The organism is Planococcus sp. S3-L1 (assembly GCF_030063085.1).
Taxonomy (GTDB): Bacteria; Bacillota; Bacilli; order Bacillales_A; family Planococcaceae; genus Planococcus; species Planococcus kocurii.
This window is the reverse complement of record NZ_JASISN010000016.1, coordinates 51,365-66,131: the sequence shown is the minus strand read 5'-3', so window position 1 is coordinate 66,131 and position 14,767 is coordinate 51,365. Positions and strand designations below refer to the sequence as shown.

Annotated in this window: 14 protein-coding genes, 1 rRNA gene and 1 other annotated feature; all 15 genes read left to right on the top strand. The window is 41.5% G+C overall.

The genetic code is table 11. The features are described from left to right. A 5S ribosomal RNA gene (gene rrf / locus QMF37_RS18290) occupies positions 1–74 on the top strand; the annotation flags it as partial. A gap of 316 nt (positions 75–390) precedes the next feature. Then, a complete protein-coding gene (locus tag QMF37_RS13910) occupies positions 391–537 on the top strand; it encodes a hypothetical protein (protein WP_169835247.1) in 147 nt (48 codons plus the stop codon). A 787-nt stretch (positions 538–1,324) separates the two neighbouring features. Further along, entirely contained in the window at positions 1,325–1,795 is a 471-nt protein-coding gene (locus QMF37_RS13905) for a CtsR family transcriptional regulator (protein WP_058386761.1), read from the top strand. Positions 1,796–1,807: 12 nt separating this feature from the next. Next, positions 1,808–2,341, top strand: a complete 534-nt coding sequence (locus tag QMF37_RS13900) for a UvrB/UvrC motif-containing protein (protein ID WP_058386760.1) — start codon at positions 1,808–1,810, stop codon at positions 2,339–2,341. Next, complete coding sequence (gene mcsB, locus QMF37_RS13895; RefSeq protein ID WP_058386759.1) at positions 2,331–3,422, top strand: protein-arginine kinase McsB; 1,092 nt, start codon at positions 2,331–2,333, stop codon at positions 3,420–3,422. The genes QMF37_RS13900 and mcsB overlap by 11 nt, the downstream gene beginning before the upstream one ends. Then, positions 3,419–5,881 carry an ATP-dependent Clp protease ATP-binding subunit gene (locus tag QMF37_RS13890; RefSeq protein WP_071153294.1) on the top strand — a complete coding sequence of 821 codons (2,463 nt, stop codon included), beginning with the start codon at positions 3,419–3,421 and terminating at the stop codon, positions 5,879–5,881. Before mcsB ends, QMF37_RS13890 begins: the two co-directional genes overlap by 4 nt. 61 nt (positions 5,882–5,942) lie before the next feature. Next, entirely contained in the window at positions 5,943–7,319 is a 1,377-nt protein-coding gene (gene radA / locus QMF37_RS13885) for a DNA repair protein RadA (RefSeq protein WP_058386757.1), read from the top strand. 93 nt (positions 7,320–7,412) lie between these two features. Continuing rightward, positions 7,413–8,492 carry a PIN/TRAM domain-containing protein gene (locus QMF37_RS13880; protein WP_058386756.1) on the top strand — a complete coding sequence of 360 codons (1,080 nt, stop codon included), beginning with the start codon at positions 7,413–7,415 and terminating at the stop codon, positions 8,490–8,492. A 29-nt stretch (positions 8,493–8,521) separates the two neighbouring features. Continuing rightward, entirely contained in the window at positions 8,522–9,217 is a 696-nt protein-coding gene (gene ispD, locus QMF37_RS13875) for a 2-C-methyl-D-erythritol 4-phosphate cytidylyltransferase (protein WP_058386755.1), read from the top strand. Continuing rightward, positions 9,214–9,714, top strand: a complete 501-nt coding sequence (gene ispF / locus QMF37_RS13870) for a 2-C-methyl-D-erythritol 2,4-cyclodiphosphate synthase (RefSeq protein WP_283478590.1) — start codon at positions 9,214–9,216, stop codon at positions 9,712–9,714. Before ispD ends, ispF begins: the two co-directional genes overlap by 4 nt. 40 nt (positions 9,715–9,754) lie before the next feature. Continuing rightward, the gene (gene gltX, locus QMF37_RS13865) at positions 9,755–11,218 is read left to right on the top strand and encodes a glutamate--tRNA ligase (RefSeq protein WP_283478589.1); all 1,464 of its coding nucleotides are present in this window, start codon (positions 9,755–9,757) and stop codon (positions 11,216–11,218) included. A 42-nt stretch (positions 11,219–11,260) separates the two neighbouring features. Beyond that, positions 11,261–11,478, top strand: a binding site (T-box leader). A gap of 52 nt (positions 11,479–11,530) precedes the next feature. Then, positions 11,531–12,193, top strand: coding sequence for a serine O-acetyltransferase EpsC (gene epsC, locus QMF37_RS13860; RefSeq protein WP_283478588.1), 663 nt, complete (start codon positions 11,531–11,533; stop codon positions 12,191–12,193). After that, positions 12,190–13,599, top strand: a complete 1,410-nt coding sequence (cysS, locus tag QMF37_RS13855) for a cysteine--tRNA ligase (RefSeq protein WP_283478587.1) — start codon at positions 12,190–12,192, stop codon at positions 13,597–13,599. The genes epsC and cysS overlap by 4 nt, the downstream gene beginning before the upstream one ends. After that, positions 13,596–14,015 (top strand): Mini-ribonuclease 3, encoded by a 420-nt coding sequence (locus QMF37_RS13850; protein WP_058386750.1) that lies wholly within the window; start codon positions 13,596–13,598, stop codon positions 14,013–14,015. Before cysS ends, QMF37_RS13850 begins: the two co-directional genes overlap by 4 nt. Continuing rightward, positions 14,012–14,767, top strand: coding sequence for a 23S rRNA (guanosine(2251)-2'-O)-methyltransferase RlmB (rlmB, locus tag QMF37_RS13845; protein WP_071153298.1), 756 nt, complete (start codon positions 14,012–14,014; stop codon positions 14,765–14,767). The genes QMF37_RS13850 and rlmB overlap by 4 nt, the downstream gene beginning before the upstream one ends.

Genomic DNA, 14,767 nt, shown 5'->3' with positions numbered 1-14,767 from the left:
AACACGGCAGTTAAGCTCTTTTGCGCTGATGGTAGTTGGGGGTTTCCCCCTGTGAGAGTAAGACGTCGCTGGGCACATGAAAAAAAGTCGTTACCGATTCCGGTAACGGCTTTTTTGTATGGAAAAAATTAGAGCGCGATAAAAAATGGTAGTTGATAAGTTAAGTATGTTTATTGAAGAAAATAAAGAATGATGCCTTCACCTTCATTGGGTCTACTGATAGTACTTCAATAAGAAATGTAGCTGATATTTCGAAATAGAACAGTGAGTAAAGAGTCTTGAAGCTGAATTGCTTCAAGGGTTTTTAAAAAAATGATTCCGTTAGTCAGTCATCGTAGAAATGATTAATCCATCTGCCTGCAATCCATCTTTACAAAGGAGTTCATTGGAATGTTCATTCAAGGCGCGCTGGGAAGGTGGGCCAATATCCGCAAAATAAATCGATATGTCGTACCGGTCGCACTATGGTTCCAATTGGAAAATTCCTTGCCACAATCAAACTTGATGGAATTAAACAAATTTCTTGGAACTCTTTGAAACCATTTATTCAACGGGGATTTAGTACCTCACGGCTTACGTCCTGCAGGTACCAAGGTGATGATCACTTTCGTCAGTCTTTCAACCCGTGTGATTACTGCACTTTTGTGGGGAGCACCTGCAATGGTGTTGCCTCGGATATGCTCGAACTTTTTTTGGAACGAAGGATAATTGGCTTTTCTTTCAGAAATATGCCGTTGGAACGCCTATTGCATCGGTGTTCCTGGTAGCCGTTGAGCTTTCGTTTCCCTTGCATTGGCAGTGCGGCAACATCAAGAAATCGCCTTTTGAACATGCGCTAGAGCGTGCGAATGGAATCATCTCTGCGTGGCCTAGAGTGACGTCTAGTGTTCAGTTCTGAGCTACCAAGTTTTTGATATAAAATTTTTTATTACTTCGGTAAAGCAACTAAAAGGCGACCACAGAGTTTCTTGTTTTTGTGACTAGGTTTAATAATCGCGGGTTGAGTGGCTCGGTTTCAGGAAATTGATGACATTGTAATTGGCTACAGGAAGCGATTCAGACGTTTGGCAATTTGCGCCACAGGTAGGGGGTAGGCTTCCATCACCGGTTCATCCGTGATCGCTCCTCCATTTTTCTTTGGTCGGAAAATACATAGTGAATTTACTACGAATGGCTTTTTTAGTTGTCGAACTTAAGTTTACAATCGGTGTGAGTAATCCTTTCGATACTTACTATTTGATATCTCTAAAAAGCTTGGTGTATAATTAAGTCAAATATAGTCAAAGTCAATTTCATCATATTATGTATTAAAGAGGTGAAGACGGTGCGAAACATTTCGGATGTAATTGAAGGTTATTTAAGACAAGTTATCGAATTAAGCGAGAGAGATCATATTGAAATTAAACGCAGTGAAGTTGCTGAAAAATTTCAATGTGTTCCTTCTCAAATAAATTATGTCATTAATACTCGATTCACTGTTGATCGTGGATATTTAGTAGAAAGTAAGCGTGGCGGCGGTGGATATATTCGTATTAAGAGAATTAGACTTCATCAAAAATCAGACGTAATTGCAGAAGTAATACAGAGGTTGGAACATGGAGCTACTCAAGTAATGGCAGAAGACATTGTTTTTAGGCTACTGGATGAAGAGATTGTTTCTAAACGAGAGGCAAAACTAATTCTAAGCGCAGTAGATCGTTCAACTCTTCTGTTGGCTCTTCCGATACGTGATGAAGTCCGTGCACGGATTCTTATAGCGATGCTTTTTACAATTAAATATGAATCGAACACTTAAAGAGGTGAAAAGATGATTTGTACTCAGTGCGGAGAACGTTCTGCATCAGTAATAGTGAAAAAACAGCAGCTAGGACAGGTGATGGAGCTTCAGTTATGTCATATCTGTGCTGCTGAAAATCATAGTATCAATATTGCTTTTGAACAGGATCCATTAGCTATTCACCAACTATTATCGAATTGGTTCCCTAATTCGCAAGCGACTATTAGCAGGCCAAAAAAAGAAGTGGCTATTTGTCCTTCTTGTGGCTTTACTTTTTCACATTTTCTAAAGCTTGGAAAATTTGGATGTGCTTCCTGTTATGATACATTTTCGTCACAACTCAATGAAATATTCAAGCGATTTCATAATGGCAATACAGAACATACGGGAAAAATACCCGCTTCTTACGGATCAACGTTAAAAATTAAAAAAGAGATTGAAAAACTTCGAAAGCAAATGCAGGTATCAATTCAAGAAGAAGAATTTGAAGAAGCTGCAAGATTAAGAGACGAGGTAAAACGATTAAACGTAACGCTTGAGGGGGGTTCACCAGATGGCAGTTGAACGGTTTCTCCAACCTCGGGCAAGCAGCTGGATGGCCAATGATGGTAGCAATGTAGATATTGCAATGAGTACAAGAATTAGATTAGCTAGAAATTTGAATGATTTTAAGTTCCCGTATGCCTTTACAGAAGACGAAGCACTTAAAGTGGATAAAGAAATTTCCTCTGTATTATTAGATAAAGGTAGTGAGTTAGATTATACTTTTAGCCATATCAATATTGACGAACTTGCCCAATTACAAAAAGAAGTACTTGTAGAAAAACATTTAATTAGTCCTTACCTTATGAATAGCTATCACCCGGGCTCTGTTTTATTGTCTGAAAACGAAGAGTTGAGTATTATGGTAAATGAAGAAGATCATTTGCGGATTCAAAGCTTGCAATCTGGATTTCAGCTTCAAAAAGCTTATCAAATAGCAAGTGAACTAGATACGTTATTAGAAAAGAATTTGTCTTATGCTTTTCATGAGAAGTATGGGTATCTGACTAGCTGTCCGACCAATGTTGGCACTGGAATGAGAGCTTCGGTTATGCTTCATTTACCGGCTTTGACTATGTCTCATCAGATTCAACGGATTATTCCCGCGATCTCAAGGCTTGGTATGGTAGTACGTGGTATTTATGGAGAAGGTAGCGAGGCGTTAGGAAATGTTTATCAAATATCCAATCAATTAACGCTTGGTAAATCAGAATATGAAATTCTTCAAGATTTGGAGAATATGACAGAACAGATTATCCAGCAAGAACGTAAAGCACGTGAAGCCATATTGTTAAACTCACCTTTAATGTTAGAGGACCGGGTGTATCGTTCGCTTGGTGTTCTTACCCATTCGAGACTGCTGACGACGGAAGAAGCTGCGACTTGTCTGTCAGATGTTCGATTGGGTATTGATTTAAAGATGATTCAAAATATGAATATGTCGATTTTGAATGAATTAATGATTTTTATGCAGCCGGCATTTTTGCAGCAATATGCAGACAAGCCACTGCAACCGAAAGAACGTGACTTTGCTCGGGCGAAGTTGTTCCGGGAGCGATTGAATAAAATAGATATGAATAGTGAAGGAGAGGATCTTGCATGATGTTTAATCGATTTACACAACGCGCACAAAAAGTTCTTCAATTAGCTCAAGAAGAGGCCATTCGCATGAAACATGAATCAATCGGTACAGAGCATATTCTTCTCGGTTTGATTCGTGAAGGTGGCGGTATTGCCGCAAAAGCTCTAGAAGCGATTGAAGTGAACACACAGTTGATCGAAGAAGGTGTTAAAGAATTAGTGGGTGTTGGCGAAAAAGACGTTGGTCCAATCGTTCATTACACGCCAAGAGCAAAAAAAGTGATTGAGTTGTCAGTTGATGAGTCCCGTAAATTGGGCCATTCTTATATAGGTACAGAGCATTTACTGTTAGCGCTTATTCGTGAAGGAGAAGGCGTTGCGGCTCGTGTGTTAGGAAATGCAGGTGTTAGCTTGAATAAGGCGCGCCAGCAAGTGTTGCAGCTTCTAGGGAGCAATGAGCAGGCATCAACAGGTACGAGTCCGAATGCTTCGGCAAACACACCAACTTTAGATGGCTTAGCTCGTGATTTAACGCAAGTCGCTCGTGAAGGTGGATTGGACCCTGTAATCGGCAGAAGTGATGAGATTACACGTGTCATTGAAGTGTTGAGCCGTAGAACAAAAAACAACCCGGTGTTAATTGGTGAGCCTGGTGTTGGTAAAACAGCGATTGCTGAAGGATTGGCTCAGCAAATCGTTAACAACGAAATTCCAGAAACGTTGCGCGACAAGCGCGTTATGGTTTTGGATATGGGGACAGTAGTTGCTGGAACAAAATACCGTGGTGAATTTGAAGATCGATTGAAAAAAGTGATGGATGAAATTCGTCAAGCAGGCAATGTGATTCTGTTTATCGATGAGCTTCATACATTAATCGGTGCTGGCGGTGCAGAAGGTGCAATTGATGCATCTAATATTTTAAAACCGTCACTATCACGCGGGGAACTTCAGTGTATTGGTGCGACAACGTTAGATGAGTACCGCAAATACATTGAAAAAGACGCAGCTCTTGAGCGTCGTTTCCAGCCAATTCAAGTAGATGAGCCTTCAGTAGAAGAATCCATTCAAATTATCCGTGGCTTGCGTGATCGTTATGAAGCGCATCACCGTGTGAAAATTACCGATGAAGCAATTGAAGCAGCAGCTAAGATGTCGGATCGCTACATTTCGGATCGTTTCTTGCCGGATAAGGCGATTGACTTGATTGATGAGGCTGGATCGAAAGTAAGACTTCGCTCGTATACGACTCCACCAGATTTAAAAGAGTTGGAATCTCGATTAGAAGCTGCACGTTCTGAGAAGAACGAAGCAGTCCAAAGCCAAGAGTTTGAAAAAGCGGCTTCGCTTCGTGACGCTGAACAGAAATTGCAAAACCAATTAGATAAAACGAAAAAAGAATGGAAAGAAAAACAAGGCAAAGAAGAGTCTGAAGTGACAGTAGAAGATATTGCGAAAGTCGTGTCTATGTGGACCGGTATTCCTGTATCAAAATTGGCACAAACAGAATCGGATAAGTTGTTGAACTTGGAGTCTATTCTTCACAACCGTGTAATCGGCCAAAATGAAGCCGTGACGTCTATTTCAAAAGCTATCCGACGTGCCCGTGCAGGATTGAAAGATCCGAAACGTCCAATTGGATCGTTCATTTTTCTTGGACCAACCGGTGTTGGTAAAACGGAATTAGCACGTGCCCTAGCTGAGTCTATGTTTGGCGATGAAGAAGCGATGATTCGTATCGACATGTCTGAATACATGGAAAGACATTCGACTTCTCGTCTAGTCGGTTCGCCTCCAGGTTATGTGGGTTATGAAGAAGGCGGACAGTTGACGGAGAAAGTTCGCAGAAAGCCTTATTCAGTCGTCCTGCTTGATGAAATTGAAAAAGCTCATCCAGATGTCTTCAACATTCTATTACAAGTTCTTGAAGATGGTCGATTGACGGATTCAAAAGGTCGCAGAGTCGATTTCCGTAATACGGTCATTATTATGACTTCAAACGTCGGGGCAGAAGAGCTAAAATACAATAAATACGTTGGCTTTAATTTAGATGATGCAAAAACGGATTATAAGGACATGAAAGGGAAAATGCTTGCTGAATTGAAAAAAGCATTCCGCCCAGAGTTCTTAAACCGTGTAGATGACATGATCGTCTTCCATTCTCTTGAAAAAGAAAACTTGAGAGAGATTGTGACGTTGATGACAAAACAATTGGTCGATCGCTTGAAAGAGCAGGATATCGATTTGGAGTTAACAGAAGCAGCGCTTGAAAAAGTGGCGAAAGAAGGATATGACCCAGAGTATGGAGCTCGTCCACTGCGTCGTTCACTTCAAAAACACGTAGAAGATCGTTTGTCAGAAGAGCTATTAAAAGGCACGGCTCTGTCAGGTCAAAAAATGATTTTTGATGTAGAAGGTGATGAATTTGTCGTTCGTACAAGTGAGTCTGAAAAAGAAAAAGAAGTAGCAATAGAAAAACAATAAGAACATTCCGCTCTCCGGAGTCACTTTCCGGCGAGCGGTTTTTCTATTTAAGGAGGTACACATGGCTAAGAAAAAGACGAAATTCATTTGTCAGTCGTGTGGCTATGAATCGGCTAGATGGATGGGGAAATGTCCGGGCTGTGCAGCATGGAATACGATGACTGAAGAAGTAGAAGTGGCTGCTCCTAAAGGGACGCGTGGTGCTTTTCAACATAGTGCGGCGGTTCCTCAAAAAGCGATACCGATTAATGCCATTGAAACGCAAGATGAACCACGAGTAGAAACAGAGCTCAGCGAATTAAACCGTGTGCTGGGTGGTGGAATTGTACCTGGATCACTGGTACTTATTGGAGGAGATCCCGGTATCGGGAAATCAACGTTGCTGTTGCAAGTTTCTGCGATGCTTGCAAATAGTGGGAACCGGGTATTATATATTTCCGGAGAAGAATCGATTAGACAAACTAAATTGCGTGCAGAGCGTTTAGATGCGTCATCTTCTGAGTTGTTTATCTACGCTGAAACAAATCTTGAATTGATTCATCACACGATTGAAGATGTAGCACCTGATTTTGTTATTATTGATTCAATTCAGACTGTTCACCACCCCGAAGTCACCTCTGCACCGGGTAGTGTGACGCAAGTAAGAGAAAGTACGGCAGAATTAATGCGAATCGCTAAAACAAAAAATATTGCCATTTTTCTAGTGGGACACGTAACCAAAGAAGGGCAAATTGCAGGACCTCGGATTTTGGAACATATGGTAGATACGGTGTTGTATTTTGAAGGCGAACGCCACCACACATACCGCATTTTACGCAGTGTGAAAAACCGTTTTGGTTCAACAAATGAAATCGCGATTTTTGAAATGCTTCAAAGTGGATTAAAAGAAGTGTTGAATCCATCAGAACTATTTTTACAAGAGCGGTCGAGTGGTTCGGCAGGCTCAACAGTCGTCGCTTCAATGGAAGGAACACGGCCGATTTTAGTTGAAATTCAAGCATTGGTGACTCCTTCAAGTTTTAATTATCCGAAACGGATGGCAACGGGAATTGACGTCAATCGAGTGACCTTATTGATGGCAGTTCTAGAAAAGCGCGTTGGTATGCTTTTGCAAGCGCAAGACGCGTACATTAAAGTTGCGGGTGGCGTAAAGCTTGACGAACCAGCGATTGATTTGGCTGTATTAGCAAGTATTGTTTCAAGTTTCCGAGACAAAGCGCCAAACGTTTATGATTGTATTATTGGAGAGGTCGGATTGACTGGTGAAGTTAGACGCGTATCGCGTATTGAGCAGCGCGTTCAAGAAGCAGCAAAACTAGGCTTTAAGCGTGCGATTATTCCAGCATCTAATTTAGGTGGTTGGGATTATCCAGAAGGAATTCGCGTAGTCGGTGTAGAAAGTGTTAACGATGCATTAAAAGAAATTTTTCCACAGTAAGGAGGCGATTTTGCCTCCTTTTATTTCTAAACAGGTGTCATTGGAGCGTTCTCGTTTTAAAATGTGTATAATTAAAAAAAGGAGGTGGAGCTTATGCTAAGACCTATTATTCAAATTATGTTTTTACTTATTGGTGCGACAATCGGAATTTTATTATTGCCATCTGCATTTGAACTTATTCCCCTTCTCGACAATCCGTGGATCAGCAACCCTTACGTAGCGGCAATTGTGGGGGCTCTTGTTTTTTTCTTGCTGTCTTTATTATTTGTCGATTCGCTAATCAATTTTATGAAATGGATGGAAGAGAAATTGCTACGTACTCCAACACCGGATCTGTTATTCGGGACGATAGGAATGGTCATTGGTCTTGTAGTAGCTTTCCTAGTGGGCTTTGCACTGAGTACGGTTGATATTCTTCTAGTTGCGACAGTGGCACCTTTAGTGCTTTCTGTAGTACTTGGCTATTTAGGTTTCCAGGTAGGATTTAAAAAACGTGAAGAGATGTTGTCTATGTTGACGCCGGCTAGATTTGCACCAGCGAAAAAGCCAGAGCCAGAAGAGCCTGTTGAAAAAGTTTCTTATAAATTGCTTGATACGAGTGTCATCATCGATGGTCGGATTGCCGATATCTCAGCAACCGGTTTTATGGAAGGTACGTTTGTTGTGCCGCAATTTGTGCTGTCTGAGTTGCAACATATTGCCGATTCTTCCGATACTTTAAAACGTACGCGAGGCAGACGTGGGTTGGATATTTTAAAACGGCTTCAAAGCGAACGTGTCGATGCGATTATGATCACGGAAGAAAGTTTTGACGAAGTGAGCGAAGTCGATTTAAAATTGATGCGCGCTGCGAAGAAAATGGGCGGCAAAGTCGTGACCAACGATTTTAACCTCAATAAAGTGTGTGAACTTCATAATGTTCCTGTTTTGAATATTAATGATTTAGCTAATGCTGTAAAACCTGTCGTGATTCCAGGAGAAGATATGCACGTCGTGGTTATTAAAGACGGCAAAGAGCAAAATCAAGGTGTTGCTTATTTAGATGATGGGACAATGATTGTCATTGAAGGCGGCAAAGGATTTATTGGTCAGGCGATCAATGTGACAGTAACGAGTGTATTGCAGACTTCTGCAGGACGAATGATTTTCGCCAAACCGCGTGAAGGCAAATAACGTGCAACATAAAGATAAGGATGTTTTCGATGAATTATACAGTGGTCTTACCTGCTGCTGGCAGTGGGAAACGAATGAAAGCTGATAAAAATAAATTACTACTCGAACTTTTTGGCAAGCCCATTTTTCTTTATACGTTAGACGTTTTTCAGCAAGATCCCAATTGTGATGCTATTTGGCTGGCGGTCAAAGAGCAGGAGCAGGAATTGATAGAGGACTATGTAAAACGCTACAATCTGACAAAAGTACAAGGTTACGCTACAGGGGGAGTAGAACGGCAAGATAGCGTTAGAGCCTGTCTTGAAGTGATTCCACCTTGTGGCGTTGTTTTGGTTCACGATGCAGCACGACCTTTTATCGATCAAAAAGTAATTGCACAATTAGCAGAAACGGCCCAACAATCAGGAGCGGCTATTGCTGCTGTACCGGTAAAAGATACGATCAAGAAAGCCGAAAACGGTGTAATCACAGAAACAGTTGACCGCAATCAATTATGGATGATTCAAACACCGCAGGCATTCCGCTACTCGTTGATCTTAGAAGCAGCACGCATAGCCCACAAGGATGGATTTATGGGAACTGACGAGGCGATGCTTGTTGAGCGTTTAAACCAACCCGTAGCGATTGTTGAAAGTACATACGAAAATATTAAAATGACGACGCCAGATGATTTGATTTATGGAAAAGCTATTCTGGAAAGTCGCTTACAGGAGGAACAAAAATGATTCGAATTGGACAAGGTTATGACGTGCATCAATTAGTTGAAGGACGCCCATTTATTTTGGGGGGTATTGAAATTGAACATCACAAAGGATTGCTTGGTCATTCAGATGCGGATGTTTTATTGCATACCATCACAGATGCAGCACTTGGCGCGATAGGTGGAGGCGACATTGGCAAGCATTTCCCAGACACAGATCCAGAATTTAAAGATGCTGATTCCCGCAAACTGTTAACGCATATTTGGGGATATGTGAAAGAACAAGGCTATGAACTCGGCAATATTGATTGCACAGTTATTGCGCAAAAGCCGAAACTGGCCCCTTACATTGAGCAAATGCGTGAATCGATTGCGACCTTATTAGAAGCTGATGTTTCGCAGGTAAACGTCAAAGCGACGACTTCAGAGCATCTTGGATTTACTGGACGTGAAGAAGGAATTGCTTCATTAGCAGTGATTTTGTTAACAAAACGTCCGGTTTCACTTGATGTCCCGGAGTGATAGAATAGCAGAAGGATAAGACATTTTAGGAGGAAATTAAATGACACAAGAAGTACGCGTACGTTATGCACCGAGTCCTACAGGTCACCTGCATATTGGAGGCGCCCGTACAGCTCTATTTAACTATTTATTTGCACGCCACAATAATGGTAAATTCATTATCCGTATTGAAGATACAGATACGGCTCGTAACATTGAAACCGGGATCATGTCGCAGTTGGATAATTTAAAATGGTTAGGTATTGAACACGATGAATCAATTGATATTGGCGGAGAATATGGTCCTTACCGTCAAATGGAACGGTTGGATACGTATCAAGAGCATTCTGAGAAAATGCTTGAAAAAGGATTGGCTTATAAATGTTTCTGTACGCCTGAAGAGTTGGAAACAGAACGCGATGCACAAAAAGCATCTGGTATTGCAGCACCACAATACAGTGGCACTTGTCGCAATTTAACAGCCGAAGAAGTTGCTGAAAAAGAAACAGCAGGAAAAACATTCACTCTTCGTGCAAAAGTTCCGGCTAACACTACGTATGAGTTTAATGACTTAGTGCGTGGGCAAATTTCATTTGAGTCAAAAGATGTTGGCGACTGGGTTATGGTTAAAACGAACGGTATTCCTACGTATAACTTTGCGGTTGTTATCGATGATTATTTGATGAAAATCTCACATGTCTTCCGAGGCGAAGAGCATTTGTCGAACACACCAAGACAAATGATGATTTACGATGCATTTGGCTGGGACTACCCGAGTTATGGTCATATGACGTTAATCATCAACGAAGACCGCAAGAAATTATCGAAGCGTGACGAGTCGATCTTGCAGTTTATTTCACAGTACAAAGATTTAGGGTACATTCCAGAAGCCTTATTTAATTTCTTTGGGCTACTTGGTTGGTCTCCAGAAGGTGAAGAAGAGATTTTCTCGAAAGAAGAATTTATTCGAATCTTTGATGTGGAGCGCTTATCTAAATCACCATCAATGTTTGATAAACAGAAATTAATGTGGATGAACAACCAATACATCAAGCAATTGCCGCTTGAAGAAGTCGTGAAATTGTCTCTACCGCATTTGCAAAAAGCAGGCAAACTGCCAGAAGAAATGACGGCTGAGCAAAAAGAATGGGCTAATAAGCTAGTTGCTTTGTACCACGATCAAATGAGCTATGGTGCAGAAATCACTGAGCTGTCTGAACAGTTTTTCACTGACGAATTGACGTATGGCGAAGCGGAGAAAGAAATTTTGGCTGCTGAGCAAGTGCCAGAAGTGATGGCGGCTTTTAAAGAACAGCTAGCAGCACTTGAAAATTTTGAGCCAGCTGAAATCAAAGCAGTAATCAAAGCCGTTCAAAAAGCAACAGGGCATAAGGGCAAAAACCTATTCATGCCGATTCGTGTAGTGATCACCGGACAAATGCACGGACCTGAATTGCCAGACTCTATTTCTTTATTAGGCAAAGACAAAGCTATCGCCCGTGTTTCACAATATGCAGGTGCCTAACATTGACTTATTAGGCTGACGGTGTAAAATAGATTTACCATCTATAAAACGTTGACGAGAAGAAGTACATGCAGCAAGCTCTCAAGAGAAGATCCTCATCGGCTGAAAGGGATCCGGGCCGCTGCCGCATCGAAATGCCTCTCCGAGTGCTGAGTCGAATCAAGTAGACCAGACGTTTTGCCTGCGTTATAGGCTTTCGAGAGAAAAGGACGAGCTGTTCTTTTAATCAGAGTGGAACCGCGCAACTAAGCGTCTCTGTCATGTATATGACAGGGGCGCTTTTTATTTTGGATCAGAAAGGAAGCGAGACAAATGTTTAAGTTATTGAAAGATGATGTGGATGTCATTTTTGAACAAGACCCGGCAGCGCGTAATTATTGGGAAGTTATGTTAACTTATTCCGGTCTCCATGCCATTTGGGCACATCGACTAGCACATTTCTTTTTTAAGAATAAATTGTTTTTTATTGCCCGTGTGATCTCGCAAATTAGCCGCTTTTTTACAGGCATCGAAATTCATCCAGGTGCCGTTATTGGCCGCAGGTTCTTTATTGACCATGGTATGGGTGTTGTTATTGGAGAAACTTGTGAAATCGGTGATAATGTTACTTTGTATCAAGGTGTCACATTAGGTGGTACGGGTAAAGAACGTGGTAAACGTCATCCGACATTAGAAGATAATGTTTTAGTTGCGACAGGCGCCAAAGTGTTAGGTTCTATTATTATTGGTGCTAATTCCAAAGTCGGAGCCGGATCGGTCGTTTTAAAAAATGTCCCGATGAATTCTACGGTAGTCGGAATTCCAGGCAAAGTGGTCATTCAAAATGGTATGAAAGTAAAACAAGATTTAAACCATCAACATATGCCAGACCCTGTTATGGATAAATGTGATGGGATGGAAGTAAAAATTGCTAAATTGCAACAGGAAATCGAACAACTAAAACAAGTAACACAGGAAGAAGGGCGTCGTTTATGACAATCCAAATTTTTAATTCATTATCCAGACAAAAAGAAACCTTTGTTCCATTAGAAGAGGGTAAAGTGAAAATGTATGTCTGCGGACCGACTGTTTATAATTATATTCACATTGGTAACGCGCGTCCGGTTATCGTTTATGACACCGTTCGTCGTCATTTAGAATACCGCGGTTATAATGTGAAGTACGTATCCAATTTTACAGATGTTGACGATAAATTGATCAAAGCGGCTAATGAGCTGGGTCAAGAAGTACCAGAGATTGCGGAGCGTTTTATCGCCGCTTACTTTGAAGATACGAAAGCACTTGGTTGTACGGAGGCAGATGTGCACCCGCGCGTAACAGATCATATGGCGCAAATTATTGAGTTTATTCAAGCGCTAATTGAAAAAGATTACGCTTACGAGTCACAAGGAGATGTTTACTACCGTACGCGAAAATTTGATGGTTACGGCAAGTTGTCTCATCAATCAGTTGATGAATTGAAGATTGGTGCTCGTATTGAAACAGGTGATAAAAAAGAAGATGAGCTAGATTTCGTACTATGGAAAGCGGCAAAACCAAAAGAAATTTCATGGGATAGTCCATGGGGGAAAGGGCGTCCGGGTTGGCACATCGAGTGCTCGGTAATGGCGCGCGAACATTTGGGTGATACGATTGATATTCACGCAGGCGGACAAGATTTAACGTTCCCGCATCACGAAAATGAAATTGCTCAATCTGAAGCGTTCACTGGCAAGCCATTTGCGCGTTATTGGATGCACAACGGGTATATCAATATTGATAATGAAAAAATGTCGAAGTCGCTGAATAATTTTGTGTTGGTAACCGATATATTAAAAGAGATGGACCCACAAGTGCTACGTTTCTTTATGTTGTCGGTTCATTACCGTCACCCAATCAACTACTCGCAGCAATTAGTAGAAGATGCAGTTGCTGGACTAGAGCGACTGCGTACAGCTTATGCTAACTTAAATCACCGATTGAGTGTGTCTGCTGACCTCGGCGACCATTCAGATAGTTGGATTAACAAAATCGACACGATTAAAGCGGCGTTTATTGAAACAATGGATGATGACTTTAATACAGCAAATGCGATTTCTAGTCTTTTCGACTTATCTCGCTTATCTAATACGTATTTATTGGAAAAACAAACAGCAACAACGGTTTTGGAAACATTCCTCGCGGTGTTTGATGAGTTGGCTGGTGTTTTAGGCTTACCGTTCAGTCAGAAAAAAGAACTGCTAGACGAAGAAGTAGAAGCTTTGATGATCGAACGCATTGAAGCGCGTAAAAATCGTGACTTTGCACGGGCAGATGAAATCCGTGATTTATTCAAAGAAAAAAATATCATTTTAGAAGATACAGCGCAAGGGACACGCTGGAAACGAGGGGCAATAAATTGACTATTTTACGAAAAAACGATGTAGATCAACTCAATGCACTTGCACTTGCCTATATGGGAGATGCGGTCTATGAGCAAGCAGTACGTGAGCATTTATTACGCTCTGGCCGTTCAAAACCGAATATTTTGCATCGCCAATCAACTACTTTCGTTTCTGCTAAAGCGCAAGCAGTAGTGTTAAAGAGGTTGACAGAAGAAGGGTTTTTAACAGAAGCCGAATTGGCAATCATGAGAAGAGGACGCAACGCCAAGTCTGGGTCCGTACCAAAGAATACCGACGTACAAACTTATAATTTCAGTACCGCTTTTGAAGCGGTACTGGGCTGGTTGTATTTAAAAGAAGAACAAGCGCGTGTGGACGAAATCATTTCCTATGCGATTGAGATCATTGAAGAGCTGGGAGGCGGATTGAAATGACTGAAGAAGAGTTGGCACCGGAAATAATTGGCGGTAAGAACCCCGTACTCGAAGCGTTACGAGCAGACCGGGATATTAATAAAATCTGGATTGCTGAAGGTGTCCAGAAAAAAGGTATTACTGAATTATTGCAGTTGGCAAAAGACAGAGGCGTCATTGTCCAGTCAGTTCCAAAGAAAAAAATTGACGGTTTGACGGATACTAATCATCAAGGAATCGCGGCAGCAGTAGCTGCTTATAATTACGCAAGTTTGGATGATTTGTTTGCAGCAGCTTCGGCAAAGAGTGAAGATCCATTTTTCTTGATCTTAGATGAGTTAGAAGATCCACATAATTTGGGTTCTATCATGAGAACAGCGGATGCAATTGGCGTTCATGGTTTGATTATTCCAAAGCGTCGTGCAGTTGGTTTGACTGGGGTTGTGGCAAAAGCTTCAACGGGCGCGATTGAGCATGTGCCAGTCGTGCGCATTAATAACTTGTCACAAACTGTAGATGAACTAAAAAAGCGCGGGGTATGGATTGCCGGTACTGATGCAAAAGAGTCGGTTGATTACCGAAAAATGGATGCATCTTTGCCACTAGCCGTTATTATTGGCAGCGAAGGCAAAGGCATGAGTCGGATTTTGCGTGAAAAATGTGATTTTCTTTATCAATTGCCTATGGTAGGTCATGTCACGTCGCTTAATGCGTCAGTAGCAGCAAGCTTGTTGATGTACGAAGTTTATAGAAAGCGCAATCCATTGGATTAA